The organism is Neisseria sp. DTU_2021_1001991_1_SI_NGA_ILE_055 (assembly GCF_032342915.1).
Taxonomy (GTDB): domain Bacteria; phylum Pseudomonadota; class Gammaproteobacteria; order Burkholderiales; family Neisseriaceae; genus Neisseria.
Genome location: NZ_CP135440.1, coordinates 758,476 through 776,674 on the forward strand (window position 1 = coordinate 758,476; position 18,199 = coordinate 776,674).

General features: G+C 51.1%; 14 protein-coding genes. 11 read left to right on the forward strand and 3 right to left on the reverse strand.

Going from position 1 to position 18,199, the window contains the following annotated elements; genetic code table 11:
• Positions 1-101: 101 nt before the first annotated feature.
• Positions 102-1,511, reverse strand: coding sequence for a DEAD/DEAH box helicase (locus RRV97_RS03520; RefSeq protein ID WP_315611993.1), 1,410 nt, complete (start codon positions 1,509-1,511; stop codon positions 102-104).
• A gap of 116 nt (positions 1,512-1,627) precedes the next feature.
• Between RRV97_RS03520 and RRV97_RS03525 the strand changes: the two genes are divergently transcribed.
• The 10 genes from RRV97_RS03525 (at position 1,628) to gloB (ending at position 14,983) form a co-directional block, all read left to right on the forward strand.
• Positions 1,628-1,831 (forward strand): hypothetical protein, encoded by a 204-nt coding sequence (locus RRV97_RS03525; RefSeq protein ID WP_150537816.1) that lies wholly within the window; start codon positions 1,628-1,630, stop codon positions 1,829-1,831.
• A gap of 21 nt (positions 1,832-1,852) precedes the next feature.
• A complete protein-coding gene (locus RRV97_RS03530) occupies positions 1,853-2,248 on the forward strand; it encodes a glycosyl transferase (protein ID WP_070849955.1) in 396 nt (131 codons plus the stop codon).
• Between the two features lie 14 nt (positions 2,249-2,262).
• A complete protein-coding gene (locus tag RRV97_RS03535) occupies positions 2,263-3,207 on the forward strand; it encodes a class I SAM-dependent methyltransferase (protein WP_315611994.1) in 945 nt (314 codons plus the stop codon).
• Between the two features lie 112 nt (positions 3,208-3,319).
• Entirely contained in the window at positions 3,320-4,501 is a 1,182-nt protein-coding gene (locus tag RRV97_RS03540; protein WP_315611995.1) for an aspartate aminotransferase family protein, read from the forward strand.
• Between the two features lie 272 nt (positions 4,502-4,773).
• Positions 4,774-5,445, forward strand: coding sequence for a hypothetical protein (locus RRV97_RS03545; protein ID WP_101756236.1), 672 nt, complete (start codon positions 4,774-4,776; stop codon positions 5,443-5,445).
• A gap of 265 nt (positions 5,446-5,710) precedes the next feature.
• Positions 5,711-6,646: a dihydroorotate oxidase gene (locus RRV97_RS03550; RefSeq protein ID WP_315611996.1), complete on the forward strand. Its 936-nt coding sequence runs from the start codon at positions 5,711-5,713 to the stop codon at positions 6,644-6,646.
• Positions 6,647-6,738: 92 nt separating this feature from the next.
• Positions 6,739-8,739: a DNA helicase Rep gene (gene rep / locus RRV97_RS03555; protein WP_315611997.1), complete on the forward strand. Its 2,001-nt coding sequence runs from the start codon at positions 6,739-6,741 to the stop codon at positions 8,737-8,739.
• A 306-nt stretch (positions 8,740-9,045) separates the two neighbouring features.
• Positions 9,046-12,942, forward strand: coding sequence for a phosphoribosylformylglycinamidine synthase (gene purL / locus RRV97_RS03560; RefSeq protein ID WP_315611998.1), 3,897 nt, complete (start codon positions 9,046-9,048; stop codon positions 12,940-12,942).
• Between the two features lie 182 nt (positions 12,943-13,124).
• On the forward strand, positions 13,125-14,210 hold the full coding sequence (locus tag RRV97_RS03565; RefSeq protein WP_315611999.1) for a hypothetical protein: 1,086 nt from the start codon (positions 13,125-13,127) through the stop codon (positions 14,208-14,210).
• A 23-nt stretch (positions 14,211-14,233) separates the two neighbouring features.
• Complete coding sequence (gene gloB, locus RRV97_RS03570; protein ID WP_315612000.1) at positions 14,234-14,983, forward strand: hydroxyacylglutathione hydrolase; 750 nt, start codon at positions 14,234-14,236, stop codon at positions 14,981-14,983.
• Positions 14,984-15,090: 107 nt separating this feature from the next.
• Here gloB and RRV97_RS03575 read toward each other — a convergent pair whose 3' ends face one another.
• The gene (locus RRV97_RS03575) at positions 15,091-15,441 is read right to left on the reverse strand and encodes a winged helix-turn-helix transcriptional regulator (RefSeq protein WP_049322082.1); all 351 of its coding nucleotides are present in this window, start codon (positions 15,439-15,441) and stop codon (positions 15,091-15,093) included.
• Positions 15,442-15,573: 132 nt separating this feature from the next.
• On the opposite strand from RRV97_RS03575, the gene RRV97_RS03580 reads away from it, so the two are divergent.
• Positions 15,574-16,446, forward strand: coding sequence for a pirin family protein (locus tag RRV97_RS03580; RefSeq protein ID WP_315612001.1), 873 nt, complete (start codon positions 15,574-15,576; stop codon positions 16,444-16,446).
• 125 nt (positions 16,447-16,571) lie between these two features.
• Here RRV97_RS03580 and guaA read toward each other — a convergent pair whose 3' ends face one another.
• Entirely contained in the window at positions 16,572-18,137 is a 1,566-nt protein-coding gene (guaA, locus tag RRV97_RS03585; RefSeq protein ID WP_003686344.1) for a glutamine-hydrolyzing GMP synthase, read from the reverse strand.
• Positions 18,138-18,199 lie beyond the last annotated feature (62 nt).

The following is an 18,199-nucleotide window of genomic DNA, read 5'->3' on the forward strand; positions in this document are numbered from 1 at the left end:
CAATCCCGCGCTTTTTTATATGCGAAAACTCGAAACCATAAAAAAGGGCGTGTCTTCACACGCCCTTTCGTCTTATTCAGACGGCCTTAAGATTGAAGCAATCAACCTCTTTTATGTTTGCCGCCAAAGCCGTCGTTAGACTTACGTTTGCCTTTAAAGCCTTCGCCGCCTTTTTTGAAACCGTCAGACTTCTTGAAACCGTCTTTTTTAAAGCCATCTTTTTTGAAACCGTCTTTTTTATGGCCTTCGCCACGTGATTTGCCGCCGAAGCCTTCTTTAGCCGGTTTCTTATCACCGCGCCAACCGCCGGATTTACGATCGCCCCAGCCGCCTTTGCCTTTCGGCTTGCCGCCTGCGGATTTGCGCTTGCGGGTCGGTTCCATGCCTTCGATGGTCAGCTCAGGCAATTTGCGGCCGATGTATTTTTCAATTTTGTGTACTTTGACGTATTCATTCACTTCCGCAAAAGTAATCGCAATACCGGTACGGCCAGCGCGACCGGTACGGCCGATGCGGTGAATGTAGTCTTCCGCCTGTTTCGGCAAGTCGTAGTTGATAACATGGGTAATGGTCGGTACGTCGATACCGCGTGCGGCAACGTCGGTGGCAACCAAAATTTTGCAGCGGCCTTTGCGCAAATCCATCAGCGTGCGGTTGCGCCAGCCTTGCGGCATGTCGCCGTGCAGGCAGTTGGCGGCAAAACCTTTTTCGTACAATTCATCCGCGATGACTTCGGTCATGGCTTTGGTGGACGTGAAAATCACGCATTGGTCGATATTAGCATCGCGCAAGATGTGGTCGAGCAGGCGGTTTTTATGGCGCATATCATCACAGTACAACAACTGCTCTTCGATTTTGCCTTGATCATCCACACGCTCAACTTCGATGGTTTCAGGATCTTTGGTCAATTTGCGCGCCAGTTTGCCCACTGCGCCGTCCCAAGTGGCGGAGAACAACAAAGTCTGACGGTCAGTCGGGGTGGCTTCGACGATGGTTTCGATGTCGTCGATAAAGCCCATGTCCAACATACGGTCGGCTTCGTCCAGAATCAGCACTTCCAAACGGGCGAAATCAACTTTGCCGCTTTGCATCAAGTCCATCAGACGGCCCGGAGTGGCGACAATCAGGTCAACCGGTTTGCTCAGAGCACGGGTTTGGTAGCCGAAAGATGCGCCGCCGACAATGCTGACAGTACGGAACCAACGCATATTTTTAGCATACGCCAGCGCGTTTTTTTCCACCTGAGCCGCCAGTTCGCGGGTCGGCGTCAATACCAACGCGCGCGGGCCTTTGCCTGGTTTTTCGCTGCGTTTGGTCAGTTTTTGCAAGGTAGGCAGCAGGAAGGCTGCGGTTTTACCGGAACCGGTTTGCGCCGAAGCCATGATGTCGCGGCCGTCCAAAGCAAACGGAATCGCTTGCGCCTGAATCGGCGTCGGGCTTTCGTAACCCTCGCTGCGTACGGCAGACAAAATGTTTTTATCAAGGTTCAAATCGGCAAATTTAATAGACATGGCTATCCTAAAGAGACAACAACGCGCACGCCTGAACAATTTCAGACGACCTGAAGCAAAGGAAAGTAACGATACGGGAAATGTGAAGTTACAGGGTTGTCGCAAGCATCTTGCTTGTGGTTAACATCGACGACAACCTGCACAGAAAAGGCTTTGCAAATATGCAAGCAATAAAAGAAACGCGCCCGGAACGGCGGTTTAGGTTGGATGACGATGGCTTCGTATCAAAAGGCGAACGGCGGATAATAAAGGAGAAAACTGCCCAGGTCAAGCAAAACAGGCTGCAACTGCAAAATCAAGCTATAATGCCGTTTTATTGAATCAGCACGGATGAAGCCGACATGAAGTTTTTCAAAACCGCCGCCTTATTACCTGCACTTGCTACCGCCCTGTTGATCGGCGCGTGCAGCGGATCGGAGAGTTATCGCGGCGAATGGAAGGCCGTTGCGTCCGACGGTAGCAAAGCCGAAATCACCTTTGCCGAAAAAAGCTTTACCGTCAAAGACGAAAAAGGCAAAGAAACCGTTTACGAATACACTCAAAACCAATACAAACTAGAAAGCGGCAGAACCAGCTACGGTATCGACATCAAAAACGCCTCAGAAGCACGAATCGTGTTCCCCTTTAAAGGCAAGACTGACCGCGCCACCATGGTTGCGCCTGACGATACAATTCTCTATATGCTTGACCGCCACGCCTACGTCCCTGCTGATCAATTCTGGAAACTTCCCCAATAAGGCCGTCTGAAACCATGACCGACATTACCCCCTTTGCCAACCGCTTGGGCAAAAACATCAAACATCTTATGAAATGGACCAAACGCAACAATATCGAAGCCTGGCGCATTTACGACCGCGATATTCCCCAATTTCCCTTTGCCGTCGATGTTTACGGCGACCAAATCCATCTTCAGGAATACGATACCGGCTGGCTGATGCAGCCCGAAGAATACGAAGCATGGCTTGCCGATGTATTGGAAGCCATCGGTTTTGTGACCGGTTTTGCACCCGAACAAATCCACCTCAAACGCCGAGAACGTCAAAAGGGTTTGCAGCAATACGAGAAAACCGGCAAAATCGGCGACGATTTCGTCATCACTGAAAACGGCCGCAAGTTTTGGGTCAACCTCGACAAATACCTCGACACCGGTCTTTTCCTCGACCACCGCAACACACGCAAAAAAGTCAGCGAAACCGCAGCGGGCAAACGCTTCCTCAACCTGTTTTCCTACACCGGCAGCTTTACCGTCTATGCCGCAACCGGCGGCGCGGTATCCAGCGAAACCGTCGATTTGTCCAACACTTATCTCGAGTGGGCGAAACGCAATTTCGAACTCAACAACATCGACCCCGAACAACACAAAATCGTCCGCGCCGACGTGTTCCAATACCTGCAAAACGCCGCAGACGAAGGCAAACAGTTCGACCTCATCGTCATGGATCCGCCCAGCTTTTCCAACAGCAAAAAGATGCTCGACATCCTCGACATCCAGCGCGACCACCCAAAACTCATAGCCGGCGCGATGAACCTGCTCGCTTCAGACGGCATTCTTTATTTTTCCAACAACTTGCGAAGTTTTGTATTGGACGATTCGGTCGCGGAACAATACGCCATCAAAGACATTTCCAAGCAGTCCGTTCCCGACGATTTCCGCAACAAAAAAATCCATCAATGCTGGGAAATCAAGCATAAATAAGCATCAGGCCGTCTGAAAGCCAGTTTTCAGACGGCCTGATTGCCATATTGAATCTCTCAATCAATAGGCGCATAATTCAAGAAATTGTTGACAATATTAAAAGGAAAAGAACATGCAAAACTACCTGACGCCCAATTTCTCATTCGCCCCCATGATTCCGGAACGCGCGCTCGGCAGCCGGGTTTGGGATACCGAAGGACGAGAATACATTGACCTGTCAGGCGGTATTGCTGTGAACGCGCTGGGCCATTGCCATCCCAATTTGGTCGCGGCCTTGGCCGAACAATCGCAAAAACTCTGGCACATTTCTAATATCTACACCACCCAACCGGCACAAGAATTGGCCAAAAAATTGGTCGAAAACACCTTTGCCGACAAAGTGTTTTTCTGCAACTCTGGCGCAGAAGCCAATGAAGCCGCGTTAAAACTGGCGCGCAAATACGGCCGCGATCATTTTGGCGAACACAAAACCGAAATCATCTCCTGCCTCAACAGCTTCCACGGCCGTACCCTGTTTACCGTGTCCGTCGGCGGCCAGCCCAAATACAGCAAAGATTACGCGCCGCTGCCGTCAGATATTACCCATGTTCCATTTAATGATATTGCCGCATTGGAAGCCGCCGTCAGCGACAAAACCTGCGCCGTGATTATCGAGCCGATTCAAGGCGAAAGCGGCATCCTGCCTGCCACTCAAGAATACCTGCAAGCTGCACGCCGTTTGTGCGACAAACACGGCGCCTTGCTGATTTTGGACGAAGTGCAAACCGGCATGGGTCATACGGGTAAACTGTTTGCCTACGAGCATTACGGCATCACACCCGACATCATCAGCTCCGCCAAAGCCTTGGGTTGCGGTTTCCCGATTGGCGCGATACTGACCACCGATAAAATCGCCCCAACCTTCGGCCCTGGAACGCATGGTTCAACCTTTGGCGGCAATCCGATGGCGTGTGCAGTCGGCAGCCGTGCGTTTGACATCATCAATGCGCCCGAAACATTGGCGCACGTTAAACAACAAGGCCAAAAACTTCAGACGGCCTTGCGTGAATTGGGCCTAAAAACCGGCGTATTTAAAGAAGTCCGCGGCATGGGCCTGCTGCTTGGCTGCGTATTGGCAGACAAATACGCAGGCAAGGCATCGGAAATTACCGCCGCCGCTTTAAAACATGGCCTGATGGTACTGGTTGCCGGAGCCAATGTAGTGCGCTTTGCCCCCAGCCTGTTGCTGAACGACGAAGACATGGCCGAAGGCTTGAAACGTTTTGAAGCGGCGTTAAAAGAGTGGACAGCCTAACCTAGCAAGATAATGAGCTAAGATTATTGCACTTCAAATCCCAATCCGCTGACCTTTGACCTTTCTTATTCATAAAAGTGTTCAAACCCTTGGATTCCTGCCTGAGACCAGTATGAAAACAGGCATATAAAAGATTCAAAATAAAACTTATTATTAACTTCGAAAATATCAGCCATAATACAAAAATTATTAATTTTTCACACATTTTTGCTTTGTTTGTTATAATGTGAAATATATGCAATATCGCATATTTTCAAAGTTAGGATTGATAAATGAAAATGAAATGGCTTGCCCTCGTGACCGCTGCTGCATTGAGTTTGACTGCTTGTGGTGATAAAAACAAACAGGCTTCCGATGAGCCTGTAAAAGCTGTTGCAGGTAATACGGCAGAAGCCCCTAAAGATGCTGAAAAACCTGCTGAAGAAGCAAAACCTGAGGTAAAACCTGTAGTTTCTTCAGGCAATTTTTTGGCGGATGCAACCGCTCTGCAAGCTGCTGAAGATGCGCTGAAAGCACTGCCGCAATTCGGTGGCAAACCACTCAATATTTTCCAAAACATCCATTTCTACGGCGGCAAACGTCCGCGCATTACCGTGGAAATTCAAGACCCTAATAAACCTGAAAATATCGACCACTACGAATTTGAAGACGGTAAATGGAGCGAGCCTCAACCTGTCCGCATTTCCGGCAACGGAAATATGAAAGACAACGTTTTCCCGTTGGATGAAATCAAATTTGCCGATATCGCGAAAATTGCTCAAGCCTACGGCGAAAAAGCCAAAGAAGTGGAAGCCAAAGAAACAGACTTGCCTCATGTGTATTACTCCTTGTTCGTATCGACCGGTAAGAAAGAGTGGATCACCGGTTTCCTCAAAACCGATCGTGCGGAATACGAATTTGAATTTAACAATGACGGTACTCTGAAAAGCTTCAAAAAACGTTGATAGCTTGGTCAGTTGGAAACTAATGGCCGACTGACTTTATTTGATTGAGATAGCCATGTTTGTCTTGATAGAGGTCGTCTGAAAAACATTTAGGCTTTAACTTTGTTGAAACCTTGCTTTCAGACGACCTTTTTACGTCTTTACTTTATTCTATAAAACAACATGTTCCTACATTCCCTGTCATTTGATGTTTGTTAAAAATCGTACCGCCTCTTCATGTTACGCTTGGCAAACAATTTGATTTTACGAAGAAAAGGAGCAGGAGATGGTATCGTTGAAAACCCAAATCGCCGGTTTTTCCTTTGACAACTGCCTGATGAATGCCGCTGGGGTGTCATGCATGACTGTTGAGGAATTGGAAGAGGTCAGACAGTCTTCAGCAGGCACTTTCGTTACCAAAACCGCAACGCTTACCCCCCGCCAAGGCAACCCCGAACCGCGCTATCATGATGTTCCTCTCGGCAGCATCAATTCGATGGGCTTGCCAAACCAAGGCATTGATTACTATCTGGATTACCTGCTTACCCTTCAAGAGGTGCATCCCAAAAGGGCTTTTTTCCTCTCACTGGTCGGTATGTCGCCCGATGAAACGCATATGTTGTTAAAAAAAGTGCAAAACAGCGGATTCAACGGCATTACCGAACTCAATCTTTCCTGCCCAAACGTCCCCGGTAAACCGCAAATCGCCTACGATTTTGAAACCACCGAGCGGATTTTGAGCGAAGCCTTCAGCTACTTCGATAAACCTTTAGGCATCAAACTGCCACCGTATTTCGATATCGTCCATTTCGATCAAGCGGCAGAAGTGTTCAACCGTCATCCCTTAAAATTCGTCAACTGTGTCAACTCCATCGGCAACGGCATATATATCGAAGACGAATCCGTCGTCATCCGCCCGAAAAACGGCTTCGGCGGCATAGGCGGCCAATACATCAAACCGACCGCGCTTGCCAATGTCCACGCGTTCTATCAAAGACTGGATCCGTCTATCCAAATCATCGGAACGGGCGGCGTTTACAGCGGCCGGGATGCGTTTGAACACATCTTGTGCGGCGCAAGCATGGTGCAGATCGGCACGGCGCTACACCAGCAAGGCGTAGGTATTTTTGAACGGGTTTCCCTTGAATTAAAAGCCATCATGGCGCAAAAAGGCTACGAAAAACTGGAAGACTTCAAGGGTAAATTGAAATATTTGGCATAAGGTTTACGCTAAAAAACGCCCAAGGCCGTCTGAAAATTTCAGACGGCCTTGTTGTATAATTGCTCCCCACATTACCCGTCTTCCCCCCTTCAATGAAACTCAACCCCCAACAGCAAGCCGCAGTCCAATATCTTGGCGGCCCCCTGCTCGTCCTTGCCGGCGCCGGCAGCGGTAAAACCGGCGTGATTACGCAAAAAATCAAGCATTTGATCGTCAATGTCGGCTATCTGCCGCATACCGTCGCTGCAATTACCTTTACCAATAAAGCCGCCACGGAAATGCAGGAACGCGTCTCCAAAATGCTGCCCAAATCGCAAACGCGCGGGCTGACGATTTGCACCTTCCACTCTTTGGGCATGAAGATTCTGCGCGAAGAGGCGAACCATATCGGTTACAAAAAAAACTTCTCCATCCTCGATTCCACCGACAGCGCGAAAATTATCGGCGAACTTTTGGGCGGTACGGGCAAAGAAGCCATATTCAAAGCGCAACACCAAATTTCCCTTTGGAAAAACGATTTAAAAACGCCTGAAGAAGTAGTTCAGACGGCCTCCAATGTGTGGGAACAGCAAACAGCGCGCGTGTATGCGAGCTATCAGGAAACCCTGCAAAGCTATCAGGCAGTGGACTTCGACGACTTAATCCGCCTGCCCGCCGTGCTGTTGCAGCAAAACAGCGAAGTGCGCAACAAATGGCAGCGGCGGCTGCGTTATCTGTTGGTTGACGAATGTCAGGACACCAATACCTGTCAATTTACGCTGATGAAACTCTTGACCGGCGCGGAAGGCATGTTTACCGCCGTCGGCGACGACGACCAGTCCATCTACGCCTGGCGCGGCGCAAACATGGAAAACCTGCGCAAAATGCAGGAAGACTATCCGCAGATGAAAGTCATCAAACTGGAGCAAAACTACCGCTCCACTGCGCGGATTCTCAAAATCGCCAACAAAGTCATCGAAAACAACCCCAAACTCTTTACCAAAAAACTTTGGTCTCAGTTTGGCGAAGGCGAAATCGTCAAAGTCGTTGCCTGTCAAAGCGAGCAGCACGAAGCCGACTGGGTTGTCAGCCAAATCGTCAAGCAGAAACTGGTCGGCGGCGACAAAACCCAATACGCCGATTTCGCCGTGTTATACCGCGGCAACCATCAGGCGCGGATTTTTGAAGAAGCCCTGCGCAGCGCGCGCGTTCCTTACCAACTCTCCGGCGGGCAGAGTTTTTTCGACAAAGCCGAAATCAAAGACGTTTTGTCCTATTTGCGCCTGCTTGCCAACCCCAACGACGATCCTGCCTTCTTGCGCGCCGTAACCACGCCCAAACGTGGTATTGGCGATGTAACGCTGGGCAAACTCAATACCTACGCGCATGAACACGAATGCAGCCTGTATGAAACCGCGCAAACTGAAGAAGCGCTTGCCCTGTTGAACCATACCAACCGCCAACACCTGCAAGCCTTCATGGATATGATTGAAAACTACCGCGCCAAAGCCGAAACCAGCGAAGCAGGCGAGCTTATTCATAACCTGCTGAAAGAAATCGACTACGAAAACCACCTGTTGGCCAACGAAGAAGGCAAAGCAGGCGAAATCAAATGGCGCAACGTTACCGACCTGACCGGCTGGCTGGAACGCAAAGGCGAGCAAGACGGTAAAAACATCATCGAACTCGCCCAAACCATCGCCCTGATGACGCTTTTGGAAGGTAAAAGCGAAGAAGAAGTCGATGCCGTCAAACTCTCCACCCTGCACGCTTCCAAAGGTTTGGAATACCCCTACGTTTTCCTTGTCGGTTGCGAAGAAGGTATCTTGCCGCACAACGACAGCATTGAAGAAGATAACGTCGAAGAAGAACGCCGCCTGATGTACGTCGGCATCACACGCGCCAAACGCCAGCTTACACTGACCCACTGCCTCAAACGCAAAAAACAAGGCACATGGCAATTCCCCGAGCCAAGCCGCTTCATAGACGAAATGCCGCAGGAAGACATCAAAATTTTAGGACGCAAAGGCGGCGATCCGATTGTGAGCAAGGAAGAAGGAAAAAGTAACTTAGCAGGCTTGTTGGATATGCTGGGGAATAAAAAGAAAGGATAACGCAAGGCCGTCTGAAAACAAGGTTTCAGACGGCCTTATTGTCAGCAAAAAATCACAAACAACCATCCAATAATCCTCACTTTATGTCGTCGCACCTATCCGACCCCATTTCGCCCAATCCTTCAAAAATAAATAAAAATAGCTGAATAATCAGATATAAAATAAACAAAAGGCCGGAAAGACGGCTTCTTCCGTCTTCTGTTCACAAGTAAAAATTGTCAACATTTCAAGTATAAATTCACAAGCAAAATTGCATTTTTCAGGTATAATAACGGATTCCCCAACTGCATTTTGTGAGCTGAATCCATGTCTGTTGTTCTGCCCTTGCGCGGTGTAACCGCCCTTTCCGATTTCCGTGTTGAAAAACTCTTTCAAAAAGCAGCCGCACTCGGCCTGCCCGAAGTCAAATTAAGCAGCGAATTTTGGTATTTTGTCGGTAGCGAAAAAGCACTTGATGCCGCGACAGTCGAAAAACTGCAAGCCTTACTGGCGGCGCAAAGCGTTGAACAAACGCCCAAAGCGCGCGAGGGCTTGCATTTATTTTTGGTAACGCCCCGTTTGGGCACCATTTCGCCTTGGGCTTCCAAAGCAACCAATATCGCCGAAAACTGCGGTTTGGAAGGCATTGAGCGCATCGAGCGCGGCATGGCCGTATGGTTGGAAGGTGCGCTTACCGACGGGCAAAAACAACAATGGGCAGCCCTGTTGCATGACCGCATGACCGAAAGCGTGTTGACCGACATCGATGCAGCGGCGCAACTGTTCCACCACATCCAATCGGAGACCTTCTCCAGCGTAGATGTATTGGGCGGCGGTAAAGAGGCTTTGGTCAAAGCCAATAACGAAATGGGCTTGGCGCTTTCAGCCGACGAAATCGATTATCTGGTTGAAAACTATCAGGCTTTAAACCGCAATCCGTCCGATGTGGAGCTGATGATGTTCGCGCAGGCAAACAGCGAACACTGCCGCCACAAAATCTTTAACGCCGATTTCATCCTCAACGGCGAAAAACAACCGAAATCCCTTTTCGGCATGATACGCGACACGCACAACGCGCATCCTGAAGGCACAGTCGTTGCCTATAAAGACAATTCGTCCGTGATCGAAGGCGCGAAAATCGAGCGTTTCTATCCAAATGCGGCAGAAAACCAAGGCTACCGTTTCCACGAGGAAGACACCCATATCATCATGAAAGTGGAAACGCACAACCACCCGACCGCCATCGCTCCATTTGCGGGCGCGGCAACGGGCGCGGGCGGTGAAATCCGCGATGAAGGCGCAACGGGCAAAGGCTCACGTCCGAAAGCAGGCTTGACCGGCTTTACCGTCTCCAACCTAAATATCCCTGGCTTGGAGCAGCCTTGGGAACAAGCCTACGGCAAACCCGGCCATATTGCTTCTCCTTTAGACATCATGATTGAAGGCCCGATCGGTGGTGCGGCGTTCAACAACGAATTCGGCCGCCCGAACCTCTTGGGCTACTTCCGCACCTTTGAAGAAAAATTTGACGGCCAAGTCCGCGGCTATCACAAACCGATTATGATTGCCGGCGGTTTGGGCAGCATTCAGGCGCAGCAGACACACAAAGACGAAATCCCCGAAGGCGCGTTACTGATCCAACTGGGCGGCCCGGGCATGCTGATCGGCTTGGGCGGCGGCGCGGCTTCTTCCATGAATACTGGTACAAACGATGCGTCTTTGGACTTCAACTCCGTACAACGCGGCAACCCCGAAATCGAACGCCGCGCGCAGGAAGTCATCGACCGCTGCTGGCAGCTTGGCGACAAAAACCCGATTATCTCCATCCACGACGTCGGCGCGGGCGGCCTGTCCAACGCCTTCCCTGAGCTCGTCAACGATGCCGGACGCGGCGCGGTATTCAAGCTGCGCGAAGTGCCGCTGGAAGAACACGGCCTCAGCCCATTGCAGATTTGGTGTAACGAATCGCAAGAGCGTTATGTATTATCGATTTTGGAAAAAGATTTAGACATCTTCCGCTCCATCTGCGAACGCGAACGCTGTCCGTTTGCCGTGGTCGGCACAGCGACCGACGACGGCCATTTGAAAGTGCGCGACGATTTGTTCTCCAACAATCCTGTCGATTTACCGTTGAACGTTTTGCTCGGCAAACCGCCCAAAACCACGCGCAGCGACAAAACAGTTACGCCGTCTGAAAAACCGTTTAACGCCGGCGATATCGACATTACCGAAGCCGCCTACCGCATTTTGCGCCTGCCCACCGTAGCCGCCAAAAACTTCCTGATTACCATCGGCGACCGCAGCGTCGGTGGCATGACCCACCGCGACCAAATGGTTGGCAAATACCAAACCCCCGTAGCCGACTGTGCCGTTACCATGATGGGCTTCAATACCTATCGCGGCGAAGCGATGTCTATGGGCGAAAAACCGACCGTCGCCCTGTTTGACGCACCCGCGTCAGGCAGAATGTGCGTCGGCGAAGCCATCACCAACATCGCGGCGGTCAACATCGGCGACATCGGCAATATCAAACTTTCCGCCAACTGGATGGCGGCGTGCGGCAACGAGGGCGAAGACGAAAAACTCTACCGCACCGTCGAAGCCGTTTCTAAAGCCTGTCAGGCATTGGACTTGAGCATCCCCGTAGGCAAAGACAGCCTGTCGATGAAAACCGTGTGGCAAGACGGCGAAGAGAAAAAATCCGTCGTCTCTCCGTTGAGCCTGATTATCTCCGCGTTCGCTCCTGTCAAAGACGTGCGCAAAACCGTGACACCTGAGTTGAAAAACGTCGAAGACAGCGTATTGCTGCTGGTTGACTTGGGCAACGGCAAAGCGCGCATGGGTGGCTCGGCATTCGGTCAGGTTTACAACAACATGACCGGCGATGCGCCTGATTTGGACGATACAGGCCGTCTGAAAGCCTTTTACAGCGTGATTCAGCAGCTTGTCGCCGAAGACAAACTCTTGGCATACCACGACCGCAGCGACGGCGGCCTGTTTGCCACGTTAGTGGAAATGGCGTTTGCGGCACGATGCGGCTTGAACGTGGATTTGACTTCACTGGTTGCCAACCAAGCCGACGTCAACGAAGCCAGCATCCGTGCATTGTTCAATGAAGAACTGGGCGCAGTGATTCAAATTGCCAAACAAGATGTTGCGGCAGTAGAAGCCTTGTTTAAAGAAGCTGATTTGGCACTGCATACCGTTGCCACCATCGGTTCTGACGAAAAAATCGTTATCCGCAATCAGGCAGGCATCGTGTTGGAACAAACTCGCGCCGACCTGCAACGCACATGGCAGGAAACCAGCCACGCCATTCAACGTCTGCGCGACAACCCTGCCTGCGCCGACAGTGAGTTTGCCCTGATTGACGACAACGACCGCAGCGCATTGTTTGCCGACGTGAAGTTCGACGTGAACGAAGACATCGCCGCGCCTTTCGTCAACAGCGGCGCGAAACCCAAAATCGCCATCCTGCGCGAACAGGGCGTGAACGGACAAATCGAAATGGCCGCCGCCTTTACCCGCGCCGGATTTGATGCCTACGACGTGCATATGTCCGACCTGATGGCAGGCCGTGTTCACCTTGCCGACTTCAAAATGCTGGCGGCGTGCGGCGGCTTCAGCTACGGCGACGTACTCGGTGCGGGCGAAGGCTGGGCGAAATCCATCCTGTTCCACCCTGCTCTGCGCGACCAATTTGCCGCCTTCTTCGCCGACCCAAACACGCTGACATTGGGCGTGTGCAACGGCTGTCAAATGGTCAGCAACCTTGCCGAGATTATCCCGGGCGCAGAAGCATGGCCTAAATTCAAACGCAACTTGAGCGAGCAGTTTGAAGCGCGCCTGAGCATGGTTCACGTCCCCAAATCAGCCTCCCTGATTCTGAACGAAATGCAAGGCTCCAGCCTGCCCGTCGTCGTCAGCCACGGCGAAGGCCGCGCCGACTTCGCGCTTCACGGCGGCAATATTTCCGCCGATTTGGGCATTGCGCTGCAATATGTGGACGGTCAAAACCAAGTGACCCAAACTTATCCGCTCAACCCTAACGGCTCACCTCAAGGTATTGCCGGTGTAACCAACGCCGACGGCCGCGTTACCATCATGATGCCGCATCCGGAACGCGTATACCGCGCCGCACAAATGAGCTGGAAACCGGAAGACTGGACGGAATTGTCCGGCTGGTACCGCCTCTTTGCCGGTGCACGAAAAGCTTTGGGCTAATGAAAAGCTTGATTTGATCAGGCTTTAAGCAAGGCCGTCTGAAACAGGAAAGGCAGAATTTTCCGCCTCCTGTTTTCGGACGGCCTTTAAGTTTGCTTTATTTATAGAAACCGGCTGCCGTCATTCTGTATTTCCCTCTTTTAAACTATAATCGACATATTCAGACGGCCTTTCCCGACATTATGACCCGACAAGCCTTTATCCTCAGCGATTGCGAATTTGCCGAATGCGGCGAAAAGCCTTACGCCCTATTGACCGCGAATCCGACTAAGGAACACCACTTCGTCGCCCAGACCGAGCAACGGCAGCATGCGCATAATCCGCAGGTAAGCCCGCAGAATCAGAATGTTTACAAGCTGCCCTTGTCCATGTTCCACACTGGCGAAAAAGCCCGCGGCAAAGAACAAAACCGCAGCGAAGCGATAAGCGTCAACATCATCGGCAACTTGGCGGCGAAAAACCTCTATACACTGACCTTTGTCGAAGACTCCGCCAACCAATACAATTTGGAAAGCTGGTTCAACCGTCATGAAAGCGGCTACGAAGATGCCTGCGACCATCTGCGCACCCTGCCTTCAGGCCGTTTGAAAACACCTACGGCAAATGCCGATACCGTCAAAGTACCGGATGCCTTGTGGCGGATATTGCGGCTGAAATTCCTCGGTATTCTGCGCAATCCACACAACCATAAAAACCTGTTTGCCCACCGCCTGCACCAAACACTTCGGGCGCGGCTGCCGGAAGTCGGTTTTGAATTTGTCCGCTTAATCAGCAAACGCGACCCCAAGCGCATCGAAGCCATTATGCAGGACTACCGTTTCACTTTTCTCGGCTATGTCGATTGGCTGGGCGGGCTTTACGGTATGTTGAGCGAAGGCGTGGCGCAACCGTCGTTGTTTGAACGGCTGTTTTGCAATATCTTTGCCGAACCCGAAGCCGTGAAAATCGAATTGTTCCGCTATCCGGAAAACACGGGGCTGTGCCTGTTTGGCGACAGCAGTTTCTGCCTGCAAGCCTCGGCCAAGCTATTGAGCGTCGGCGTCAATATTTCGCACGATATGTTTGCCATCGTCCATCTGCAAACCGGCCGTTGGCACGCGTTTAAAGACACCTTTCATCACGACGCGCCCAAACTGCAAGGCCAAGTGCGGATTATCGACGGCAACCAAACCCAAAGATTGCTGTTCAACCGACTGTGCATCCAGCAAGCCCATGAAGCCGTGTTCGGCCAAAGTCCGAATATCAAAGATTATTTAGAGGCCGTCTGAAACCCCAAACCAGAAGAAAGCATATGAAAATCACACCAATCCAAGCCCTAAACGACAACTACATCTGGATGATTCAAGAAGGCAATCATGCCGTCTGCGTTGATCCGTCCGATGCCACGCCAGTCTTAAAATTCCTTGTTCACAACCACTTGATGCTGGCACAAACATGGATTACCCATCCCCATCATGACCATACCGGCGGCGCAAAAGCGCTGCACAACGGCTTCTTAGAATCCCCAATCTATGGCGAAAGCGACATCGACGTGGCGACGCATACCGTCACTGCAGGTACGCAGTTCCCGTTTGGCGAAGGCTTGGTTACCGTTTGGGCAACTCCCGGCCATACCGACCGACACATCAGCTATCTGCTGGAAAATTCAGACGGCCTGCACGTTTTCTGCGGCGATACCTTGTTCTCCGCCGGTTGCGGCCGCGTATTTACCGGCACAATCGAGCAGCTTTACGACAGCTTCCACCGATTCAACCAGCTGCCCGAAGAAACGCTGTTTTATCCGGCGCACGAATATACCGCCTCCAATCTGCGCTTTGCCCAGCACATCGAGCCGGACAATGCCGACATTCAGACTGCCTTGGCCGCAGCCGAACACACGCCGACACTGCCTGTCAGCCTGGCGCACGAACGCAAAGTCAATCCGTTTTTCCGCGTACACCTGCCCCAAGTTCGGGTACGCGCCGAAGAATTGAGCGGACGAAAATTAAACAGCGAACTCGAAGTCTTCGCCGCTTTGCGTGAATTAAAAAATCAATTTTGATTGGGCTTAGTCCCCAAAGAATAAGGCCGTCTGAATAAGCGTGAAACCTTGAATCACACCTGTTCAGACGGCCTTAAAGCCTTCATCAATATCGCAACCATAAAAGCCTACGGCTGCTTTTTATGTTTCGCACATTCCGCAGCATATTGCTCGCCCCAACGGTGCATGGCTTCGATCACAGGCATCAGCGTCCGCCCAAACTCAGTCAGCGAATATTCGACCTTCGGCGGTACCTGCGGATACACTTCCCGATGAACGATACCGTCGTTTTCCAATTCGCGCAGTTGCAGCGTCAGCATCCGCTGGGTAATGCCCGCAAGCAAACGCTGCAACTCATTGAAACGTCGGGTTTCTTCATTTAAATAATATAAAATCAATACCTTCCATTTGCCGCCGATAATATCCAAAGTATTGACAACCGGACAGCAAGAGCCGTGTGCGTGTTCTGTTTCCGACATACAAAATCTCCAAACCACAGTATCAAAAATGTGCGTACTTGTTATAAAGTTTGTACCTCCTATAATACAAGCATTCCGTAACAAAAGGCCGTCTGAAAGACTTCAGACGGCCATAAAAAAAGGAACTTTATCATGCGCAACATCAAACAAATCTTCCGAGCCGATGACCAACACTGGGTAGGCAACGGATTCCTCGTGCAACCTTTGTTCTCCCACATGGCTGACGACCGTGGCACCAATCCATTCCTGATGTTGGACTATGCCGCACCGTATGAATTTGCCCCCAACGAAACGCACGGTCCGCGCGGTGTCGGACAGCATCCGCACAAAGGCTTTGAAACCGTTACCATCTCCTACCACGGCGAAGTGGCACACCGCGACTCCAGCGGAGGCGGCGGCATTATTTACGAAGGCGACGTGCAATGGATGACCGCAGGTTCAGGCATCATTCATGAAGAATTCCACTCTGAAAACTTCAGCAAAAAAGGCGGACTCTTTGAAATGGTGCAACTCTGGGTCAACCTGCCGGCCAAAGACAAAAATACTCCGCCACGCTATCAGCATCTTGCCAAAGCGAATATTCCCGTCGTCGAATTTCCAGACGAAGCCGGCTACTTACGTCTGATTGCAGGCGAACATGACGGCGTAAAAGGCGCGGCGGACACGTTCACCGAAATGAATGTTTGGGATATTGTGCTCCATGCCGATCAAGAAGCTGAGTTGGCAGTACCCGACAATCACAATCTGTCTATGGTTGTCCTGCGCGGAGTGGTGACGTTTAATGACAAAGAACAGGCGACAGCCAGAGAATTGGTCAATTTTGAGCAAACCGGCGGTAAAGTTCGCGCGAAAGCCGGTAGCGAAGAAGCCAAAATCTTGCTGCTTTCAGGCGTTCCGATTGATGAACCCGTAGTCGGTTACGGCCCATTTGTGATGAATACTGCCGAAGAAATCCGACAAGCCATCAGCGATTTCAAAAGCGGCAAATTCGGCCGTATTGATTAAGATATTTGCTTAAACCGCTAACAGAAAGCTTGCTGATTGATTTCATTGTATGCGTTAACCAAGCTCATCCGTGCAAAAAGGCCGTCTGAACAATATCCGTTCAGACGGCCTTTATTATTTAGGGATTATTCCCACTCAATCGTGGCAGGCGGTTTGCCGCTGACATCATAAACCACGCGGTTGATGCCTTTGACTTCGTTGATGATGCGGTTGGACACGCGGCCAAGCAGCGAGTAAGGCAACTCAGCCCAGTGCGCAGTCATAAAGTCGCTGGTAATCACGGCACGCAAAGCAACGACGTAATCGTAAGTACGGCCGTCGCCCATTACGCCGACGGATTTCACAGGCAGGAATACGGCAAAGGCTTGGCTGGTCAGGTCGTACCAAGATGTACCGTTTTCATCGGTAGTATTGCGCAATTCTTGAATGAAAATATCGTCTGCTTGACGGAGCAAGTCGGCGTATTCTTTTTTCACTTCGCCCAAAATACGCACGCCCAAACCCGGGCCAGGGAACGGATGACGGTACACCATTTCACGCGGCAGACCCAAAGCGACGCCCAATTCGCGTACTTCATCTTTGAATAAGTCGCGCAATGGCTCAAGCAATTTGAGCTTCATGTTTTCAGGCAGGCCGCCGACGTTGTGGTGGGATTTAATGGCGTGGGCTTTTTTGGTTTTTGCGCCTGCGGATTCGATTACGTCAGGGTAAATCGTGCCTTGCGCCAACCATTTGGCGTTGGTGAGTTTTTTCTCTTCTGCATCAAAGACTTCGATAAATTCTGCACCGATGATTTTGCGTTTTTTCTCCGGATCGGTCACGCCGGCAAGTTTCGCCAAAAACTGCTCTTCGGCATCAACGTGAATCACGCGTACGCCCAAGTTGCGGGCAAACATGTCCATTACCATTTTGCCTTCGTTCAGACGCAACAGACCGTGGTCAACAAACACGCAGGTCAGTTGGTCACCGATGGCGCGGTGAATCAGCGCGGCCGCTACGGAAGAGTCCACGCCGCCGGACAAACCTAAAATCACTTCGTCGCTGCCGACTTGTTCGCGAATTTTGGCAACGGCTTCTTCGATGTAGTTCGGCATGGTCCAGCTGGGTTGTGCGCCGCAAATATCCAAGACAAAGCGATTCAACAGCGCTCGGCCTTGCTTGGTGTGGGTCACTTCAGGGTGGAATTGGATGCCGTAGAATTGTTTCTCAGCATTTTCCATCATGGCAATCGGGCAAGACGGCGTATCGCCGATAACAGAAAAGCCGGTAGGCAGTTTGGAAACTTTATCGCCATGGCTCATCCAAACGTCGAGCGTATTAGGTGCATCATCTTGAATGCCGCGTGTCAGCTCGCTGTCGATGGTTTTCACTTGCGCATAACCGAATTCGCGTTGGTTGCCCGGGCTAACTTCGCCGCCCAAGTGGTGCGCCATAAATTGCATACCGTAGCAAATGCCCAAAACCGGAATACCCAAATCAAAAATACCGGTATCGGCTTGATAATCGGATTCGTAAACGGAATTAGGGCCGCCGGAGAGAATGATGCCTTTCGGATTGAAGGCTTTGATTTCTTCCAAAGGCATGTCGAAAGAATGCAGTTCGCAGTAAACGTGGGCTTCACGCACGCGGCGGGCGATCAGCTGGGTAACTTGCGAGCCGAAGTCGAGGATGAGGATTTTGTCTTGGGTCATGGCGGAAACTTTGCAAAATGTAAGAAAACGGTGCGGCCGGGAGGGTAAATTTCAAATTTAAA

Bases quoted from the DNA above. Each gene is read 5' to 3' on its own strand.
- RRV97_RS03520 (WP_315611993.1), bottom strand. From the start codon at position 1,511: ATGTCTATTAAATTTGCCGATTTGAACCTTGATAAAAACATTTTGTCT.
- RRV97_RS03530 (WP_070849955.1), top strand. From the start codon at position 1,853: ATGAAGTTTTTCAAAACCGCCGCCTTATTACCTGCACTTGCTACCGCC.
- RRV97_RS03535 (WP_315611994.1), top strand. From the start codon at position 2,263: ATGACCGACATTACCCCCTTTGCCAACCGCTTGGGCAAAAACATCAAA.
- RRV97_RS03540 (WP_315611995.1), top strand. From the start codon at position 3,320: ATGCAAAACTACCTGACGCCCAATTTCTCATTCGCCCCCATGATTCCG.
- RRV97_RS03545 (WP_101756236.1), top strand. From the start codon at position 4,774: ATGAAAATGAAATGGCTTGCCCTCGTGACCGCTGCTGCATTGAGTTTG.
- RRV97_RS03550 (WP_315611996.1), top strand. From the start codon at position 5,711: ATGGTATCGTTGAAAACCCAAATCGCCGGTTTTTCCTTTGACAACTGC.
- rep (WP_315611997.1), top strand. From the start codon at position 6,739: ATGAAACTCAACCCCCAACAGCAAGCCGCAGTCCAATATCTTGGCGGC.
- purL (WP_315611998.1), top strand. From the start codon at position 9,046: ATGTCTGTTGTTCTGCCCTTGCGCGGTGTAACCGCCCTTTCCGATTTC.
- RRV97_RS03565 (WP_315611999.1), top strand. From the start codon at position 13,125: ATGACCCGACAAGCCTTTATCCTCAGCGATTGCGAATTTGCCGAATGC.
- gloB (WP_315612000.1), top strand. From the start codon at position 14,234: ATGAAAATCACACCAATCCAAGCCCTAAACGACAACTACATCTGGATG.
- RRV97_RS03575 (WP_049322082.1), bottom strand. From the start codon at position 15,441: ATGTCGGAAACAGAACACGCACACGGCTCTTGCTGTCCGGTTGTCAAT.
- RRV97_RS03580 (WP_315612001.1), top strand. From the start codon at position 15,574: ATGCGCAACATCAAACAAATCTTCCGAGCCGATGACCAACACTGGGTA.
- guaA (WP_003686344.1), bottom strand. From the start codon at position 18,137: ATGACCCAAGACAAAATCCTCATCCTCGACTTCGGCTCGCAAGTTACC.